Source organism: Mycobacterium malmoense, assembly GCF_019645855.1.
Taxonomy (GTDB): domain Bacteria; phylum Actinomycetota; class Actinomycetes; order Mycobacteriales; family Mycobacteriaceae; genus Mycobacterium; species Mycobacterium malmoense.
Genome location: NZ_CP080999.1, coordinates 578,978 through 596,918 on the forward strand (window position 1 = coordinate 578,978; position 17,941 = coordinate 596,918).

General features: G+C 65.4%; 15 protein-coding genes. 7 read left to right on the top strand and 8 right to left on the bottom strand.

Annotation, left to right across the window (positions count from 1 at the left end):
- The first annotated feature begins 3 nt into the window (after nucleotides 1–3).
- Together K3U93_RS02640 and K3U93_RS02645 are read left to right on the top strand one after the other, a co-directional pair.
- Nucleotides 4–1,461, top strand: coding sequence for a DUF7159 family protein (locus tag K3U93_RS02640; RefSeq protein WP_434084830.1), 1,458 nt, complete (start codon nucleotides 4–6; stop codon nucleotides 1,459–1,461).
- Nucleotides 1,462–1,545: 84 nt separating this feature from the next.
- Entirely contained in the window at nucleotides 1,546–2,871 is a 1,326-nt protein-coding gene (locus K3U93_RS02645) for a UDP-glucose dehydrogenase family protein (protein WP_071508663.1), read from the top strand.
- Nucleotides 2,872–2,908: 37 nt separating this feature from the next.
- Here K3U93_RS02645 and K3U93_RS02650 read toward each other — a convergent pair whose 3' ends face one another.
- A complete protein-coding gene (locus K3U93_RS02650; RefSeq protein WP_083012122.1) occupies nucleotides 2,909–3,199 on the bottom strand; it encodes a CDGP domain-containing protein in 291 nt (96 codons plus the stop codon).
- Nucleotides 3,200–3,481: 282 nt separating this feature from the next.
- Here K3U93_RS02650 and K3U93_RS02655 point away from each other — a divergent pair, with 282 nt between their 5' ends.
- Genes K3U93_RS02655 through rfbA form a run of 3 tightly spaced genes read left to right on the top strand, consistent with a single transcriptional unit; the run spans nucleotide 3,482 to nucleotide 5,520 of the window.
- Entirely contained in the window at nucleotides 3,482–4,237 is a 756-nt protein-coding gene (locus tag K3U93_RS02655) for a maleylpyruvate isomerase family mycothiol-dependent enzyme (protein WP_083012124.1), read from the top strand.
- Nucleotides 4,238–4,263: 26 nt separating this feature from the next.
- Nucleotides 4,264–4,632 carry a nuclear transport factor 2 family protein gene (locus K3U93_RS02660; RefSeq protein WP_071508665.1) on the top strand — a complete coding sequence of 123 codons (369 nt, stop codon included), beginning with the start codon at nucleotides 4,264–4,266 and terminating at the stop codon, nucleotides 4,630–4,632.
- A gap of 21 nt (nucleotides 4,633–4,653) precedes the next feature.
- Complete coding sequence (gene rfbA / locus K3U93_RS02665; RefSeq protein WP_071508666.1) at nucleotides 4,654–5,520, top strand: glucose-1-phosphate thymidylyltransferase RfbA; 867 nt, start codon at nucleotides 4,654–4,656, stop codon at nucleotides 5,518–5,520.
- On the opposite strand, the gene K3U93_RS02670 is transcribed toward rfbA, so the two are convergent.
- Both K3U93_RS02670 and K3U93_RS02675 read right to left on the bottom strand, forming a co-directional pair.
- Nucleotides 5,471–6,742: a YibE/F family protein gene (locus K3U93_RS02670; RefSeq protein ID WP_071508667.1), complete on the bottom strand. Its 1,272-nt coding sequence runs from the start codon at nucleotides 6,740–6,742 to the stop codon at nucleotides 5,471–5,473. The two genes, rfbA and K3U93_RS02670, sit on opposite strands and share 50 nt — an antisense overlap.
- A 31-nt stretch (nucleotides 6,743–6,773) precedes the next feature.
- Complete coding sequence (locus K3U93_RS02675) at nucleotides 6,774–8,063, bottom strand: pyridoxal phosphate-dependent aminotransferase (RefSeq protein ID WP_071508668.1); 1,290 nt, start codon at nucleotides 8,061–8,063, stop codon at nucleotides 6,774–6,776.
- Nucleotides 8,064–8,113: 50 nt separating this feature from the next.
- Here K3U93_RS02675 and K3U93_RS02680 point away from each other — a divergent pair, with 50 nt between their 5' ends.
- The gene (locus K3U93_RS02680; RefSeq protein WP_254893626.1) at nucleotides 8,114–8,296 is read left to right on the top strand and encodes a type II toxin-antitoxin system PemK/MazF family toxin; all 183 of its coding nucleotides are present in this window, start codon (nucleotides 8,114–8,116) and stop codon (nucleotides 8,294–8,296) included.
- Between the two features lie 78 nt (nucleotides 8,297–8,374).
- Here the strand turns inward: K3U93_RS02680 and K3U93_RS02685 are convergent, their stop codons facing one another.
- The 4 genes from K3U93_RS02685 to K3U93_RS02700 all read right to left on the bottom strand — a co-directional run bounded on the left by K3U93_RS02685 (nucleotide 8,375) and on the right by K3U93_RS02700 (nucleotide 14,282).
- Complete coding sequence (locus tag K3U93_RS02685) at nucleotides 8,375–11,221, bottom strand: (Fe-S)-binding protein (RefSeq protein ID WP_083012129.1); 2,847 nt, start codon at nucleotides 11,219–11,221, stop codon at nucleotides 8,375–8,377.
- Nucleotides 11,222–11,439: 218 nt separating this feature from the next.
- Entirely contained in the window at nucleotides 11,440–13,062 is a 1,623-nt protein-coding gene (locus tag K3U93_RS02690; RefSeq protein ID WP_083012132.1) for an Hsp70 family protein, read from the bottom strand.
- Nucleotides 13,063–13,144: 82 nt separating this feature from the next.
- Nucleotides 13,145–13,639: a hypothetical protein gene (locus K3U93_RS02695; protein WP_083012134.1), complete on the bottom strand. Its 495-nt coding sequence runs from the start codon at nucleotides 13,637–13,639 to the stop codon at nucleotides 13,145–13,147.
- A gap of 97 nt (nucleotides 13,640–13,736) precedes the next feature.
- On the bottom strand, nucleotides 13,737–14,282 hold the full coding sequence (locus K3U93_RS02700; RefSeq protein WP_071508741.1) for a hypothetical protein: 546 nt from the start codon (nucleotides 14,280–14,282) through the stop codon (nucleotides 13,737–13,739).
- 1,486 nt (nucleotides 14,283–15,768) lie between these two features.
- On the opposite strand from K3U93_RS02700, the gene K3U93_RS02705 reads away from it, so the two are divergent.
- Entirely contained in the window at nucleotides 15,769–17,040 is a 1,272-nt protein-coding gene (locus K3U93_RS02705; protein ID WP_083012137.1) for a hypothetical protein, read from the top strand.
- A 312-nt stretch (nucleotides 17,041–17,352) separates the two neighbouring features.
- On the opposite strand, the gene K3U93_RS02710 is transcribed toward K3U93_RS02705, so the two are convergent.
- Nucleotides 17,353–17,913, bottom strand: a complete 561-nt coding sequence (locus tag K3U93_RS02710; RefSeq protein ID WP_139797178.1) for a hypothetical protein — start codon at nucleotides 17,911–17,913, stop codon at nucleotides 17,353–17,355.
- Nucleotides 17,914–17,941: the final 28 nt, after the last annotated feature.

Here is a 17,941-nt window from a genome sequence, read left to right on the forward strand (position 1 = left end):
ACTTTGGACACCGTGCTTGGCGTGTCGATGGCGCCGACGGCAGTCCGGATGGTGCTGGTCGAGGGTGAGAATGGCGACGGCGCCACCGTCGACGAAGACAATTTCAACGTGGCAGCTGACGACGACACGGCAACGGTCACTGCGGCGGACCAGGTAGTCTCGGCGATCTTGGGGACCCGGGAGGGCGCAGCCGAGGGCGGCTACCAACTGGCATCGACCGGCGTCACGTTCACGGATCCTCTGGAGGCCGCCGCTCTGCGCGATGCGCTGGCCGCCCACAAGGTCGAGAACGTGATGTTGGTCTCGGCCTTTTTGGCCGCGGCCGCGCTGGCCCAAGCGGTCGGCAACCAAACCAACTATGCGCACACGGCGCTGTTGTACATCGAGCCCGACACCGCGACCCTGGCGGTGGTCGACAGCGCGGATGGGTCGGTCACCGACGTTCACCGTCAGGCCCTGCCCGACGACGACGAAGCGGCGGTGACCCAGCTGGCCACGATGGTGTCTGGTGCCGAGGAGTTGGCGACACGCCCGGACGCCGTGTTCGTCGTCGGTTCCGGCATCGACATCCCGATGATCAAGCCGGCTTTGGAGGCGGCAACCACCCTGCCGTTGGCGGCGCCTGAGGAGCCGGACACGGCGTTGGCCCGGGGAGCCGCGCTGGCATCGGCGAATGCGCCCCTCTTCGCGTCCTCCACTGCCGCGCTGGCCTATGCCCAGGACCCGGGTACCGGCGCCATCGACCCGTTCGCGATGGCCCCCGGCTACTTCGAAACTCCGGGCGACGCCGGCGAGGACGCGCTCGCCTACAGCGCTGTCCCCGACGAATTCGACGACGCCTATACCGGCGAGCACACCGCCATGACCCAGCTCGTCGGCGCAGGCTATCGCGACCGTCGGTCGTTCAGGTTGGTTGGGAGCGCTTTGGCGGCGGTCTTCATCGTTGGTGTGACGGCGCTGGTTGTTTCGCTGGCGATCGCCATCCGGCCAACCGCCGGTGTGCGGCCCGATCCCGGGCACCACGTCGTCGCTCCCACCCAGGCGGCGCCCGCGCCTGCAGCTCCTGCTCCGACGGCCGCTCCGGTACCCGAAGCCCCGGCGCCCGCTCCGGCCCCGGAAGCCCCGGCGTCCGCGCCGGCCCCCGAAGCCCCGGCGCCCGCTCCTGCTCCGGTCCCTGAGGCTCCTGCTCCGGCGCCCGCTCCGGTTCCTGAAGCTCCGGCGCCCGCTCCCGCACCGCCGCCGCTGGCGCCCGTCCCAGTGCCCATTCCGCTGCCGATTCCCCCGATCATCGGTGGGCCCGGGCCAGTCGGGCCGTTCGGGCCCGGTGGCGGCGGACACCCCGGGGGTGGGTTCCCCGGCGGTCCGCACGGCGGCGGTGGGTTCCCGGGCGGTCCGCACGGCGGGTTTGGTGGCGGTCACGGACGTGGTGGGTTCGGGATCCCAGGCATCCCCGGGATCTAGCAGCCAGTCACCTGTCATCTGCCGTTTGCCTACCGCTCAGCGCAGCGATGCAGTCAGCTCATCGCGGCCACCTACACCGGTGGTATGCGATGCACCGTCTTCGGTACGGGTTATCTGGGTGCTACCCATGCAGTCGGGATGGCGGAACTCGGACACGACGTCGTCGGGATCGATATCGATCCGGGTAAGGTCGCCAAGCTGGCCGGGGGCGACATCCCCTTTTACGAGCCGGGCCTGCGGAAGCTATTGACCGACAATTTGGCCGCGGGGCGCCTGCGGTTCACCACCGACTATGACATGGCGGCCGAGTTCGCCGATGTGCATTTCCTCGGGGTCGGGACGCCGCAAAAGAAGGGCGAATACAGTGCCGACTTGCGCCATGTCCATGCCGTCATCGACACGCTGGTGCCGCGGCTGACCAGGCCATCGGTGCTCGTCGGGAAATCGACGGTCCCAGTCGGCACCGCGGCCGAGCTGGGCGCCCGGGCCACGGCATTGGCGCGGAGCGGGGTCGACGTCGAAGTCGCCTGGAACCCGGAGTTTTTGCGTGAGGGTTTCGCGGTGCACGACACGTTGCATCCTGACCGCATTGTGCTTGGGGTACAGGATGATTCGAAGCGCGCCGAGGCGGCGGTGCGCGAACTGTACGGACCGCTGCTGGACGCCGGTGTCCCCTTCTTGGTTACGGACCTGCAGACCTCGGAGTTGGTCAAGGTTTCTGCCAATGCGTTTCTGGCGACCAAGATCTCGTTTATCAACGCGATCTCCGAGGTGTGCGAGGCCGCGGGCGCCGACGTCGGCGTGCTGGCCGATGCGCTCGGATACGACCCACGGATCGGACGCCAATGCCTCAACGCGGGTTTGGGTTTCGGCGGCGGTTGCTTGCCCAAAGACATCCGCGCGTTCATGGCCCGCGCCGGCGAGCTGGGCGCCGACCAGGCGCTGACGTTCCTGCGTGAGGTCGACAGCATCAACATGCGCCGACGCACCCGGATGGTCGAGCTGGCCACCGCCGCGTGTGGTGGCTCGCTGCTGGGCGCCAACATCGCCGTACTCGGTGCGGCGTTCAAACCCGAATCCGACGATGTGCGCGACTCGCCCGCGCTCAACGTGGCGGGCCAACTGCAGCTCAACGGCGCTGCGGTCAACGTGTACGACCCGAAAGCCTTGGACAACGCGCAGCGAGTGTTCCCGACGCTGAACTATGCGGTCTCGGTCGAAGAAGCCTGTGAGCGCGCGGATGCGGTGCTGGTGTTGACCGAATGGCGGCAGTTCATCGATCTCGACCCCGACGACCTGGCCGATCGGGTGCGGGCCCGGGTCATCGTCGACGGCCGCAACTGCCTTGACGTCTCCCGCTGGCGGCAGGCGGGGTGGCGGGTGTTTCGGTTGGGAGCGCCGCGGCCTTAAACGGGCGGTGGGCAGGCGACTGCCTGGGGTTCCCGGCTCAGCCGTCGATGTGCGTCGGTGGGTCGGCGAAGGTGAAATCCGCAGGGGGCTGGCCGGGACCCATCACGTCGCAGTGCCCGTCGGGTATTAGGAAGGAACTGGCGCCGCTGGGAATCCAGCGGGGAACTGCCACGCAACGTTGCCAGGTGCCATCAGGTTGGACGGGTCCGTCGCACTTGCTGAGAACGGGCCCTCCGTATTGGCAGCCAGCGCTGGCCGGCGGCGCTGAGGTGATCAGCCCTGCGGCCATCAGCAGGGCAACCAATCCTCCGACGATGCCGCGCTTCATGGTTATCTCCCGTCACGTCGCCGCTGGGCGTTGCCGAGTGCTTGGGGTAGCAAATCCCGTCGACAGCGCAGCCAGCAACCAATGACGCTACCGCTTATGTACTGGTTTTGTCGCCTTTGAGGTCGTGATCCGAAGCGTCACCACGGCTATGAACACCGAAGTGAACCCACGATTTCTTCGGCACCGTTTGCTATGGAGATTGGATCGCAACGACGAGTGTCGTACGGCCCGGTTGTGGATGAACTTCCAACTGTGGATAACCCGGCAGGTAGCCTGGCCCCCGTGGATTACGCGGCCGCTTTCCTGAAAGAGAACCGCGCCTTTGCGGAGTTTTTTCGCGACGTCGACGTGTCCAGGCCGGTCCCGACATGCCCCGGCTGGAGCCTGACGCAATTGTTGCGCCACGTTGGCCGCGGTGACCGCTGGGCGGCGCAGGTCGTGCGTGACCGACTCGACCATTTCCTCGACCCCCGCACCGTCGAGGGCGGCAAGCCGCCACCGGATCCCGCCGACACGATCTCCTGGTTGCATGATGGCGCGCAGCGGCTCGTCGACGCCGTCGAGTCATCGGGCGCGGAAACACCGGTATGGACCTTCCTTGGGCCGCGCCCGGCGAACTGGTGGATCCGGCGCCGGCTGCACGAAACGGCGGTGCACCGCGCCGACACCGCCATCGCAACCGGCGGCGAATTCGCGCTCGAAGCCGACGTCGCGGCTGACGGGATCACCGAATGGCTTGAGCGAGTGGTGATTCAGGCCGGAAGCGAGGGCGTGCCACTTCCGCTCGCGGACGGCGACACCCTGCACCTCCACGCCACCGACCCCGGGCTCGGTGAAACCGGCGAATGGACGATCGGTGTCAACGACGGCTGGGTCACCTGGTCACACGAGCACGGCAAGGGCAGTGTGGCGCTGCGCGGCGGCGCCACCGAGCTACTGCTGGCGATGGTGCGCCGGGTCCCGCTGGCCGAAACGGGCATCCAGCTGTTCGGTGACGACGCCGTGTGGCAAAACTGGCTGGATCGCACGCCGCTGTAGCCACCGGGCACGGTAACTTGCTGACCATGACCACATCGGAGATCGCCACCGTTTTGGCGTGGCACGACGCCCTCAACGCCGCCGACCTGGACACCCTGGTCGCCCTATCCAGCGACGACATCGAGATCGGCGACACCCACGGCGCCGCGCAGGGCCACGAGGCCCTCCGGAGCTGGGCCGCCTCCCGCAAAGGGACGGCGGAGCTCGGCCGGATGTATGTGCACGACGGCGTCGTGGTCGTCGAACAGAAGGTGACCACCCCGGATGGGGCCGTCACCAACGCCGCGTCGGCATTCCGCGTGGTCCACGACCACGTCACCTCGGTGTTCCGGCACCAGGACTTGGCGTCGGCACTGGCGGCAACCGAACTGACCGAGGAAGACCTCGTAAATTAGGGTCGAGTAGGGGAGCCATTCATGCGTGGGATCATCTTGGCCGGCGGCTCGGGCACCCGGCTGCATCCGATCACGATCGGCATCAGCAAGCAGTTGCTGCCGGTGTACGACAAGCCGATGGTGTACTACCCGCTGTCGACGCTGATGATGGCGGGGATCCGCGACATCCTGGTGATCACCACTCCGCACGACGCGGCCGGCTTTCAGCGACTCCTTGGCGACGGCTCGCAATTCGGCATCAACCTCAGCTACGTGACGCAAGAGCAACCCGACGGCCTGGCACAGGCTTTCGTCCTCGGCGCCAACCACATCGGCGATGATTCGGCGGCTCTGGTATTGGGCGACAACATCTTCTACGGCCCGGGACTGGGTACCAATCTGAGCCGCTTCCAATCCATCAGCGGCGGAGCCATTTTCGCTTACTGGGTGGCCAACCCGTCGGCCTACGGTGTTGTCGAGTTCGGGGACGACGGCATCGCGTTGTCGCTGGAGGAGAAGCCGGCCACGCCGAAGTCTCACTACGCGGTACCGGGCTTGTACTTCTACGACAACGACGTGATCGAAATCGCCAAGGGTCTAAAGAAATCGGCGCGCGGCGAGTACGAGATCACCGAGGTCAACCAGATCTATCTCAACCGGGGGCGGCTGTCGGTCGAGGTATTGGCCCGCGGGACGGCGTGGCTCGACACGGGCACGTTCGACTCGCTGCTGGACGCCAGCGACTACGTCCGCACCCTGGAACGACGGCAGGGCCTGAAGGTCAGCGTCCCCGAGGAAGTCGCCTGGCGGCAGGGCTGGATCACCGACGAGCAGCTGGCGGCACGCGCGAGCATCCTGGTCAAATCCGGTTACGGTGGTTACTTGCTGGAACTGTTGGAACGGAGTTGATTTCGGCCGGTTTGGCCAGCACGGCGGCGATCGCCGTCGTCAACGGCACCGACAGCGCCAGCGCGATGCCGCCCACCGCGGAGCGGACGAATTCGATGGCCACGCTCTCGCTCATCAGCACGTCACCCAGGGATCGGTTGGCGACGCTGAACAGCAAGAGCAGCGGCAGCGAACTGCCGGCGTAGGCCAGCACCAGCGTGTAGACCGTGCTGGCAATGTGATCGCGCCCCACCCGAATTGCGCCGACGAAAATGGCTCTGCGCGAGGTGTTCTCACCAAGACGGGCGAGCTCGAACACCGTCGACGCCTGCGTCACCGTCACGTCGTTGAGCACACCCAGCGATCCGATGATGAACCCGGCGAGCAGCAGCCCGCTGATCGACACACTGCCCAGATACGCGCTGACCGCGGAATTCTGTTCGTCTGACAGTCCGGTCAAATGTGTCAGTTCGATTGCTGCCCAAGACAATCCAGCGGCCAGCAGCAGCGACGACAAGGTGCCCAGCAGGGCGGCGCTGGTCCGCAGGTTGACCCCATGCGCAAGGTAGATCACCGTGTACAGGATCGCCGCCGACGCCACCAGTGCCACCGGGACCGCGGGTGCGCCGTCACGCAGTGCGGGCAGCAGGAACACCACCAGCACCAGGAACGCGACCACGATGCCGACCAGCGCCAGCAACCCTCGCCAACGCGCCACGGCGACGATCACCACCGCGAACGCGAGGGCCAGCCCGACCAGCGCCCAGCCGCGTTCGAAGTCGTAGAACGCATAGCTGGTACCGCCCTGTTCGTCAACCTGCCTCACGAGCCGGATGTGATCGCCCGCCGCGAATTGCGGCTGGCTGGGACCGGGGGAGGACTCCAGCAGGGTGTCCGCGCCGGCATTCGGCCCGGAATCGATTGCGACCAGCGTTTCCACGCACCGCCCGGCGCCCGGCGCTGCCGGCTGCGGGGCGGTAGTAAGCACCTCACCCGCCGACGGGCTACCGCAGTCGCCCAGCCCGCTCGAGAGGACGTGCCCGGTCACCGTAGTTACCGCGCCACCGGTCGCGTTCTGGAAGGGCAGCGGGATGTCGACGTGCTGGCGGCTCGGCCATAGCAACACGGCGCCGGCTATCACCGCCACACCGATCGCGACCAGCAGCCCCACGACAACCTTGGCGGGCAGCGGCCCGAGCGGCGACGGGCCTGACGACGAGCCGTGCGAGTGTGAATGAGCCACCCGGTCGAGGGTAGAGGGCCCCGCGACCCGCTTACTGTCGATAGCTGGTCAAGAAGTTGCCCAGCCGCTCGATCGCGGCGGCAAGGTCGCGAGCCCATGGCAGGGTCACGATGCGCAGGTGATCGGGCTCCGGCCAATTGAAGCCGGTGCCCTGGGTGACCAGGATTTTCTCTTGCAGCAGCAGGTCGAGGACCAGCTGCTCGTCGTCGGCGATCTCGTAGACCTCGGGGTCCAGTCGGGGAAATGCGTACAGCGCACCCTCGGGTTTGACGCAGGACACGCCGGGAATCTCGTTGAGTCGGGTCCAGGCGACGTCGCGCTGCTCCAGCAGCCGGCCGCCGGGAAGTACCAGGTCTTCGATGCTCTGATGGCCACCGAGGGCGACCTGGATCGCATGCTGCGCGGGGACGTTCGGGCACAGCCGCATATTTGCCAGCAGGCTAATTCCCTCGATGAAGCTGCCGGCGTGGTCCTTCGGTCCGGTAATGGCCAGCCAGCCGGCCCGGTAGCCGGCGACGCGGTAGGCCTTCGACAGGCCGTTGAAGGTCAGGCACAGCATGTCGGGAGCGAGCGAGGCCACGTTGATGTGCTTGGCGTCGTCGTAGAGGATCTTGTCGTAGATCTCGTCGGCAAGTAGCAGCAGCTGATGCTTGCGCGCCAGATCGACCATCTGGGTGAGGATTTCGCGGCTGTAGACGGCGCCGGTGGGGTTGTTCGGGTTGATCACCACCAGCGCCTTGGTGCGCTCGGTGATCTTGGACTCCAGGTCGGCGATGTCCGGCTGCCAGTTCTGGGTCTCGTCGCACAGGTAATGCACGGGCGTGCCGCCCGCCAGGGAGGTCGACGCCGTCCACAGCGGGTAGTCCGGCGACGGAATCAAGACCTGATCGCCGTTGTCCAGCAGGGCCTGCAGCGTCATCGTGATCAACTCGGAAACCCCATTGCCCAGGTACACGTCATCGACGTCGAACCGGGGAAAGTCGTCGACCAGCTCGTAGCGGGTGACCACCGCGCGCCGGGCCGGCAGGATGCCCTGCGAGTCCGAGTAGCCCTGGGCGTAGGGCAGCGCCTGGATGATGTCGCGCATGATCACGTCGGGGGCCTCGAAGCCGAACGGCGCCGGGTTGCCAATGTTGAGCTTGAGGATGCGGTGCCCCTCGGCTTCCAGCCGCGCGGCATGCTGGTGCACCGGGCCGCGGATTTCGTACAGGACGTCCTGGAGTTTGGACGACTGCGCGAAGGCCCGCTGCCGGTGATGGCCGGGGGTGTGCACGGGCAGCTGGTGAGTAGTCACGTCACCTATGGTGCCATTGTTGTCCAATGAAATTTGCTGATTAGGCCCCGAGCTTGGCCGCGACAACGGTGGCTGGCGTGGGGATAGCGCGAATCGCGGTCCCTGCTACAGCCGGCGTTGCCCAGCCCAGCTTCGCCATGGTCGACAAGATCACGACAGTCCGCCGCTCAAACCTCGAAACGCGGATCGGCCGCGTGTCCACCACGCTCATGGCAGATATCGAGCGGTCGCTCATGGTGTTCCTCGGCTTGGCCGCCTGAGCATCCCCCTTCGCAGAACACGCTCGGCTGCTCGCGCCGCCTTCGATCTCGCCAGCCGCTATCCCGCCGGTAGGGCGGTCAGCGCTTGCCCGGCGGGCGGGCGCCGCGCGCGATGCCCAGGCCTTTAACGGGTGCTGCCGGCGGTGCCGCGTCGCCATCGGGCTGCGTGGCAGGCTCCGACTTTTGCTCGGGCTCCGGCTCGGCCTCGGTCGCCGGGGCTTCGGTCGCCGGGGCTGCCTTGGCCGCGGGTGCCGCCTTCTTGGCGCCGGGTCGCTTGGCGCCGGCGGCGATACCCAGCCCCTTAACCGGTGCGGCGGGCGCCTTGGGTTCCCCAACCGCCTCGGCCGCGGGTGGCGCGGGCGCGGCGGGGGCTGGTGCCTCGGTGGCCTTGGCCGTGGGCGCCGCCTTCTTGGCGCCGGGCCGCTTGGCGCCACCGGCGATACCCAGGCCTTTAACAGGCGCGGCGGGGGCAGCTGGGGCCTTGGCTTCCGCGGTCTCCGTGGTCTCCCTGGCTTCGGGGGGTTCGGCCGCCGCCTTCTTGGCGCCGGGCCGTTTGGCGCCACCGGCGATACCCAGGCCTTTGGCCGGCACGGCGGCCTTGGCGGGTGCGGACTCCTCGGACTTGGCCGGGGCGGCGGGCGCCTCTGCAGGAGCGCTCGGTGCGGCGGCCTTGGGCGCCTCGGCGGCCCGCTTCTCGGCCTCCTCCGCGGCCGTACCCTTCGCCGGCAGCGTCGCCTTGTCGTAGTCGAGCGACCCGAGCAGGATCTGGGCCACGTCAAGCACCTCGACGCCGCTGCGGCCGGCCTCCTCGGAGCGGTCGTTGACACCGTCGGTCACCATCACCCGGCAGAACGGGCACGCGGTGGCGACCGTGCTGGCCCCGGTGGCCAGCGCCTCGTCGACACGTTCGTGGTTGATCCGCTTGCCGATGTGCTCTTCCATCCACATGCGGGCGCCACCCGCGCCGCAGCAGAAACTGCGATCGGCGTGGCGCGGCATTTCGGTGAGGTTCGCTCCGGCGGCGCCGATCAGCTCCCGCGGCGCCTCGTACACCTTGTTGTGCCGGCCCAGGTAGCACGGGTCGTGATAGGTGATGTCTTGGGAGACGGGCGTAACGGGGACCAGCTTCTTGTCGCGCACCAGCCGGTTGAGCAGCTGGGTGTGGTGCAACACCGTGTAGTTGGCGCCCAACTGCCGGTATTCGCGGCCGATGGTGTTGAAGCAGTGCGGGCAGGTGACGACGATCTTGCGGTCGACGGTCTCGACCCCCTCGAACAGCCCGTCCAGGGTCTCGACGGCCTGCTGGGCCAGTTGCTGGAACAGGAACTCGTTGCCCGACCGGCGCGCGGAGTCGCCGTTGCAGGATTCCCCGGTGCCCAGCACGAGGTACTTCACCCCGGCGATGGCGAGCAGCTCGGCGACGGCCTTGGTGGTCTTTTTCGCCTTGTCGTCGTAGGCGCCCGCACAGCCGACCCAGAACAGGTACTCGTAGCCGTCGAAGCTGTCGACGTCCTCGCCGTAGACCGGGACGTCGAAGTCGACCTCGTCGATCCAGTTGGTCCGATCGGAGGCGTTCTGCCCCCACGGATTGCCTTTGGTCTCAAGGTTTTTGAAGAGCGTGGACAGCTCGGAAGGAAACTCCGACTCCATCATCACCTGGTAGCGGCGCAGATCGACAATGTGATCGATGTGCTCAATGTCCACCGGGCACTGCTCGACGCAGGCTCCGCAGGTCACACACGACCACAGCACGTCGGGATCGATCACACCGCCCTGTTCGGCGGTGCCCACCAGCGGGCGACTCGCCTGCTCGGGCCCATGTCCGGGCACCCGGCCGAATCCGGACTCGGGAACGTGGTGGCCCTCTTCCTGGGCCGTCTCGAGGTCGAGACCCTCAAGCGGCTCCGCGGTTTTTTCACCCAGGATGTAGGGCGCCTTGGCCATCCAGTGGTCGCGCAGGTCCATGATGACGAGCTTGGGTGAGAGGGGTTTGCCGGTGTTCCAGGCCGGACATTGCGACTGGCAGCGCCCGCACTCCGTACAGGTCGCGAAGTCGAGCATGGCCTTCCAGGTGAAGTCTTCGATCTTGCCGCGCCCGAATACGGCGTCGTCGGGCGGGTTTTCGAAGTCGACCGGCTTGCCGTCGGCCTCGATCGGCAGCAGCGGGCCCAACCCGTCGGGCAGCCGCTTGAACGTGACGTTGATGGGAGCCAGGAAAATGTGAAGGTGCTTGGAGTGCAACACGATCAGCAGGAACGCCAGCATGACGCCGATGTGCAACAGCAGGGCCGTCGTTTCGATGATTTCGTTGGCCGGCTGGCCGAGCGGACGCAGGATCGCGCCGAAGAGCTGCGAAAGGAACGCGCCCTTGCCATAGGGCAGGGTTCCGTTGTTGACCGCGGATCCCCGGACCAGCACGTAGGTCCAGATGACGTTGAAGATCATGAACAAGATCAGCCACGCTCCACCGGTGTGCGAGCCGTAGAACCGCGACGCCCGACCGATCTCACGCGGGCTCCGCATGAGGCGGATGATGGCGAAGGTCGTGATGCCGAGGAAGACGGCGGTCGCGAAGAAGTCCTGCACGAAGCCCAGCGCGTCCCACCGGCCGATGATGGGGATATGGAAGTTCTCCTGAAAGAGGAACCCGTATGCCTCGATGTAGACCGTGAGCAGGATGAAAAAGCCCCACATGGTGAAGAAGTGCGCGAGGCCCGGTATCGACCACTTCAGTAGCCGGCGCTGCCCGAAGACCTCGGCGATCTGCGTCCAGATGCGCGTGCCGAGATGATCGGTGCGCCCGGTCGCGGGCTGGCCGGACATCGTCAGCTTGTACAGCCACAAAACCCGCCGTGCAGCGAATACGAGCACGACCAGCGTCAGGCCCATGCCCACGATCAGTCTGATGAGCATCTGCGTGGTCACCGAAGGTCTCCCCAATGCATAGTTATCGCGCGTGCTTTGTCGCCTGCTGCTTAGGCTTGCTCATAGTTACATCTTCGCGGCTTTCGATGCGAGAAAGGCTGCCCTAACTAGGGCTCGCCGGTGCCTTTGGCCTGCCGTTCAACGTTCGGGGTCAGCATGGCACGCAGCACGGACAGCATCTCCGAACGTTAGCCGGCCGAGCCCTCGACGGATCGGGGCTAACGCCGGAATGGGGGTTCAAAGCGCGGCGGCAGCGGTCTTTCACGCGTGGTCGCCGGCGGTTCGGTCGTGGTCGCCTGCGACGTCGTGGTCGGCTCGGCGGTCGTCGTGGTCGTGGTCGGCGGTGGTGGTGACGTCGTAGTAGTCGGGGGCGGGTTGGTCGTCGTGGTCGTGGGCGGCTGGGTGGCCGGTGGCGGCGGCGCCGGGATCACGGTCTCGGTGGGACTGTTGTTCGGGCTGGTCGTGGCTTCCGACGTTTGCGGTGGTGCCGGTTGGTTCGGCGGGGTGGTATTGATCGGGTTGGTTTTGGTGTGACCCAGGGTCAGCGCCAACACCGCCGCTACCAGGACGGCCGCGCACGCGCCGGCCACGCTGAGCACCAAGGCCGTGCGCTTGTACCATGGCAGCGGTCCCTCGTCGGCGCGGCCGCCATCCGAGTAGTCGAAATCCTTTGCTTCGCGGGTGTATTCGCCGGTGGCGTCACGGCCGGTGTAGGGCACCGGCTCGTCGCCGCCGTCGGCGTCTTGTGACCACGCCACGGCACCATCCCCGTCGATGACGCGGGCGGTGCCGACCAGTTCGGTCGGGTTCTCGACCATCGGACTGGCGGTGGTCGGGACGCCGGCCGACGCTTGCTGCTGACCGAGCATCGCCGCGCCGATGGCAGCGCTGGTAGCGGGCTGCGGTATGGTGTGGACCGGTACCTGCAGGCGGCCCGACAGGCGTGTCGTGATGAGCGGAATGTTTGCGTCGCCGCCGACAATCGCCACAGCGGCCAGGTTGGATCGCCGAACCCCGTTGCGCTGCAACACCTCTTCGAGAGCACCAAGGAATCGGTCCAGTGGTGCGGAGACAAGTTGCTCGAATTCACTGCGGGACAACCGGACATCCTCACCGGAACCCGTCGCAAGCGTGGTCAGCGTGGTCGTCGACAGTTGTTCCTTAGCGCGCCGGCATTCGCCAAGCAGGCGGTTCTGTGCGCCGATTCGCGTGGTGTTGGCGACGTCAGAGGCCCGCACGTGACCGAGGATCAGCTGATCGATTGCGTCGCCGGAGAAGTCGGCGTACCGCACCGACGGACCGATCTGCTGAGACCCTGCACTGGTCAGGGTGACGCTGGTGCCGCTGGCGCCGAAATCGCACAAAGCGACGACGCCGTCGGCCGGGAATCCCGGCTTGGCGCGCAGCGTGGCGAGCGCGGCCGTGGCGTCGGAGACCAACACCGGAGCCACACCGCTCCGCGTCAAATCGGTCTGGGCGAAGAACTCCTCACGCAGCGCGGTGGACTGGGCTTGCGACCAATACGCGGGGACGGCGACGGTCACCGGTGTCCCGTAGCCGACCGTGCGTGCCATCGCTTCGATCGCTTCGACCGTCAGTACCTCGCCAAGGTATTTCGTCCCGTCCGCCGCCACCAAGGGGGCCGGGTCGCCGACTCGCTCGACGAATCCCCGCAGGACCAGCCCGGCTTCGGCAAGACTCGGGTTTTCTTCCGGCAGACCGACTTCGGTTGGCCGGTGCTCGAACAGCGTCAACACCGAACTGCGGGTCACCGGGACGCCACCGATGTGGGCGGCAACCAGGTTGGCCGCCCCGATCGATAACCCGAGCGACTCGCTCATATCGCGTACCCCCGTGTCTGTTGGCTGGCTGGCGATCGGACGGCGGCCCGTCGATTCCAGCGAGTTTAGGCGCGCCGCCGCATCACAGGCCCGGCGGCAATGTGATCTCGGTCGGTAACCCCGGTAGCGACGGCAGCGTGATCACCGACGGCAGCTGCGGGAACGGGAACGTCCCATGTGACGGAGCGCTGGTGGTGGGAGTGGCCGTATTCTTGGTGGACGCTGTTGGGATGTCGGTATCCGGCGTGGTCGTCTCCTCATGCTGGTGGCGGGTCGGTGGAACGACCGGCGCGGCACTTGATGGCGGGGTCGTCGTCGTGGTCGTCGTGGTCGTGGTTGCCGGCTCCTGCGGCGGGGCGCTCTGCACGAGTTGGGCGATGCCCCAGACGATCAGCGCGATCAAAATCGCGATGAGCAGGCCCCACCCGACCAACGCAATCGGTTTGCGCCAGCCCGGAATTGGCCCGTCGGACACAGGCTCTTGATCGGCGGCGTCAACCCCGTTGTCGACGTGGCCGTAATCGTCCTGCACGATCGTGTCACCGGCGCCATAGAGTGGCGGCTCGCGCCTTGCCATGGTCGCTGACGGTATCGCCGAGCGCCGCGTGCGTACGGGTGCCACGCGCGCGGCTACCGATCAGCCGTCAAACATTGACCCGACCGCAACCAAGTTGTTAACGCAGGCCGGGCGGCAGCGTAATCACAGTCGGCACTTCGGGAATGGTGATCACCGACGGCAGCGGTGGCAGGTGATGATGATGCGTTGGCTGCTGCTGGGTTGGTTGGTGTGTTGGCTGCCTGGTCGGCTGCTGTGCCGGCGGCTCGACGGCACTGCCGGTGGGCGATGTCGTGGTCGGCTGCGTGGTCGTGGTGGTCGGCACCGTGGTGGTAGTGGCAGTCGTCGGGGTCGTGCTGGTCGTGCTCGTGGTCGGGGTTTGGGTGGTGCCTTGGCCCCCGTGAATTAGCTCGATGATGCCATAGACGATGAGGGCGATCAGGATCCCGACGACGACAACCCACGCGATGAGCCCCGCGGGCCTGCGGTACCAGGGAGTGGGCTCGGTTTCCTGGTCGAGAGGGTCGAAATATTCGGGTGGCTCCCGCCGGTCGGGCGGGGTTTCCGGAGTTGGCGGAACGGTCGGCGGGGGTCCACCCACGCCGTAGTTGGCATGCTGCGTCTGCTGATTGTGGAAGTCGTCCGGTGGGCCATTGCGTGCCACGGCACCGATGGTACTGACACCGCATGGGCTCACGTCCAAGGATTAACGGGTCTGGTTCGAGTTTCGCGTCGGGTCGATGCCTCGGGTCGATGCCATGCCGTGCCATGAAGCCTCGAGAGCGGCGCCATGACGTTTCTGCGTCTGTGAGATCGGTTGTGACGACTATCGAATCGTCGATACGAGAGTGCGCAGCGTGGTGCTGTGCGGCGGTGTGTCCGGAAAGGGTTTATTGGGTGCCGGTATCGATTTGGTGCGCGGCCCAGCCTCGGGGCGAGCGTCTCGACGCATGCCTTGAGGACGCGGCGTTCGCATCGTTTCTCGAACACCTGCGTTCCTCGGACACCTGCGTTTCGCGGTAGATGAGGGTGTCCGGCGAGGCGATCTTGCTCAGCTGGCCGGAGCTGGACATATCTACCAAGAACTTAGGCCCGTGGGACTTTCGAAAGGCTTGGGGTGATCGCTTCCGGAACGTGTGGCTCCGCAATCGTCATGGAGTCCAAAAACTCCTGGTAGCTGTGTTGTATACGGGCTCGGAGCAAACTCCAGCCGCCGCCGGGATAGTTCAGTTTGAAAGTACCCGTCGGTAGCGCACAGGCCCGCATTCACCCCCGCACTTAAGATAACTGTTGCCGCAACAATGCGATTGTTCGCCAGGGCGTACGGAACACTCGTCGTTTTTGCTGAAAGATAGCGTTTCACCGCCGACACCGACGCGGTCAGGCCGTGCTCGTCACCGAGGCGCGGTGATCTGTAGCGGCACGCAGCGCACGATGACATCGCGATACATCTCCTTTTGCGGCCACGTGATCTGCGGCGGCCAGGTGTCGACTAGCGGTGAAAACTCATCCCGGATCCTCTGCTGCTCTGGGTTGGCCGACTCCTTCGACGATTACCCCGTCGTCACCGGCGGGGCCACCTCCGTGCGCACTGTTTCACGGCCCGCCCCCAAGGGGTGGGTGATGGGTGGGGTGTGCGCCCGGCCTTGTCTTGGGCGAGCGCTTGTGGTGAGTCGCGGGGCGTGCTTGGTATTGGCTTGTGCCACAGGCGTACACCGGCGCTGTCTGGTCTTGGCGTGCGTTGACCCTCGTTGGTTGTCGCTGACTGCACCGACGGTTATGTCCTTCGTGCCGTCGCGGTAGGGACAAGCCGCACGACGGTTTTCACCGCCCGCTCGCGTCATCCCTGCTGTGGCGCCGCTCGGTGAAATCCGCCGGCACGTTGAGCGGGAGTGATCGAGACGCGCACGTCATGGGTTTTTGTCGACGTCCAGCAACGGCGCCCCGTCACGCCATTTCAACGCTGCCAACAAATGACTTTTCCCAGCCGTCTATTTAGCCTCAGGCGGGTAATAGTTTCCTGTGCACTTCGGACAGATTTGCTGCTCATACATATCACCACAGTTAATTGTCTCTTTTGTTGCCAATAATTGCTCAACATAATTGGTAGGTACGTTTAACACGTCGTTATCCAGAATTGTACAAAGGAGATGGTCGTGGACCTCGCAGCCCGCCCCTACATCACCGCTGGAGTCGCCCTGGCCAGCGCCGTCGTCATCGCCGCAGGCCCCATGGCCCAGCACCTGCCCGACCTTCACCTGGCCCAACAGCTACGCCAGGTGAGCGTGTCTGACATCAACCTCACCGACGCCGCTAGCGGTATGACCGACCTATTCTCCGGCGTAGGGAACGAACTCGAATCGCTCGCGAGTGGAGCAAGCGCACTCGCGGTGCCCGCTGCCGCCCTTACCGACTTCATCAACCCCGCTGCACTGCCTTTGCCCGTCCAGACGTGGGTCACCACCTTCCAGGCCCTGGGAATGAACACTCAGCAGATCTTCGACGCGTGGACCCAGATGCCATTTCCCGTCGCACAGCAAATCGCCGCGAATTGGCTGCAGTACGGGAGCGACTACGTCGGCCCTTTCCAAACGGTCGCGAACAACATGGTTAACTATTTCACCGGTACACAAACTAGCGACTTTGTCCCGCTATTGCAACAAGCGTGGAGTGCGCTCATAAATACCAGCAGCTCTACAAACATCACCCAAGCATTTAACGACTTGAACTTTGCGTTTATCATTAATCCCGCGATTCAGTTTGGGGAACCGCTCGAAAGTGTTTTGGCGATACCCACGTATATTGCGGCCAACTTTTCCAGTTTCGTCAATGGTCTACTTAATGCGGGCAATGGTCTTCCATTTACTGCTATCGGATATTTCGTAGCGTCTTTGGAACCGCTGCTCGAAAAAACCTTCGCAGGAGCGCTTCAAGCCTCCTTCAACGCGTTCAATGTTGGGGACGCAACGGACGGGGTGCTGAACCTGGTCAATATTCCGGGCGCCATGATAAACGCTCTTCTCAACGGGCAATTCAACAATACAAAGACTATCCAAGGTTGGGCCAATGGCCTGCTCAGCTTTGCGACCTGTAGAGCCGGTACGTGCAGCCCGAGTGGCCTATTGAGCAAGCTGCTCCTGAATTTCTCGCCAAATTTGGCCAGCACTATGGTCGCACCCAATGGGCAAAACATCGCACAAGGCGGCAGCCTCGTGACCGCATTCCAGAACTTCGCAAACCAGCTAATAAACGGTTGGCCGAGCCTGAGTCCGGTGGTGAGCGACATTAGTGGTGGATTGACTTCATTGCTACAAAGCATCCCATCAACCCTATCGAATCTCCCGTCGATGCTAGGCAATCTGGGCGGAGCGTTGACAGGCCAGATCGGGGCTTGGATCGCCACCATCCTCAGGCTGCTCTAAATCCATGGTGGTCGCCGATGCGAGCCGGTGACCCGCCAACGGCAATTGGCCCCCTTCGCAAGAAGGGGGCCAATTGCCGTTGTGCGCCCGGTATGGGCATTCACTTGAAGGTGTGAGTCCTCTGGAGGAGAAGATGATTCAACTCCTAATCAAGGGGCAACGGCGTCACTGCCAAGTGGGTGCGGAAGAAGCCGGAGACGAAACTTTGGACCAAGGGATACGAATCACCTATGAGACATACCGGTCGGCGTAAGCCGGCAACTGATGGTGAAGCCCGATCCACCGAAGCGGCCGGCGCGCATTTTAGGCAGTTCAGAACGTGTCGACCTTGTCGATGCTGACGAACATGCCGTGGCCGGTGCGCTCGTTGGTGAACCGCGTGCCTTCTTCGGTGGCGTTGATCGTCCAGCCCTGCGCCTCGTAGGTCTTGTAGTCGATGGTGACGGTCGGGATGGCTCCCAGGTTGCCCAGCACCCACTGCACCGAACCGCCGGAGCTGATACTGACACCGTTGGCGTGTTCACCATCCTGCATGGGCGAGTTGGTGAACGGGGCTTCGCACCCGACGGACTCTTTGTTGATCTGGCAACGGGTCATGCCGGACTTGGTCTCGATGAAGACATAGCCGTCTTTGTCCGGCGGCAGCGGGATGGCGCCCGCTGGTCCCGTCGGGCTCCCCGGCGCCGGGGCCGGGCTTGTGCTGGCGGTCGGCGGCGGCGACGGCGCAGCGCTGGGTCGTGGCGTGGGAAAGGTGGGCTCGGTCGGCCCCGTCCCCGGCGTGGCCACCGGCTTGCCCTCGATGACCGAGCTGCAGCCCGAAACCAACACAGCGCTGGCCACCAGGGACGAGAGCAGCAGCGAACCGGCGGCCAGGTTCCGCCGTGCCTTTTGCGATAACTGC

What these genes read in the sequence shown, in the direction of transcription:
- K3U93_RS02645 (WP_071508663.1), top strand. Translation starts at nt 1,546, where the DNA reads ATGCGATGCACCGTCTTCGGTACGGGTTATCTGGGTGCTACCCATGCA.
- K3U93_RS02650 (WP_083012122.1), bottom strand. Translation starts at nt 3,199, where the DNA reads ATGAAGCGCGGCATCGTCGGAGGATTGGTTGCCCTGCTGATGGCCGCA.
- K3U93_RS02660 (WP_071508665.1), top strand. Translation starts at nt 4,264, where the DNA reads ATGACCACATCGGAGATCGCCACCGTTTTGGCGTGGCACGACGCCCTC.
- rfbA (WP_071508666.1), top strand. Translation starts at nt 4,654, where the DNA reads ATGCGTGGGATCATCTTGGCCGGCGGCTCGGGCACCCGGCTGCATCCG.
- K3U93_RS02690 (WP_083012132.1), bottom strand. Translation starts at nt 13,062, where the DNA reads ATGAGCGAGTCGCTCGGGTTATCGATCGGGGCGGCCAACCTGGTTGCC.
- K3U93_RS02695 (WP_083012134.1), bottom strand. Translation starts at nt 13,639, where the DNA reads ATGGCAAGGCGCGAGCCGCCACTCTATGGCGCCGGTGACACGATCGTG.
- K3U93_RS02705 (WP_083012137.1), top strand. Translation starts at nt 15,769, where the DNA reads ATGGTCGTGGACCTCGCAGCCCGCCCCTACATCACCGCTGGAGTCGCC.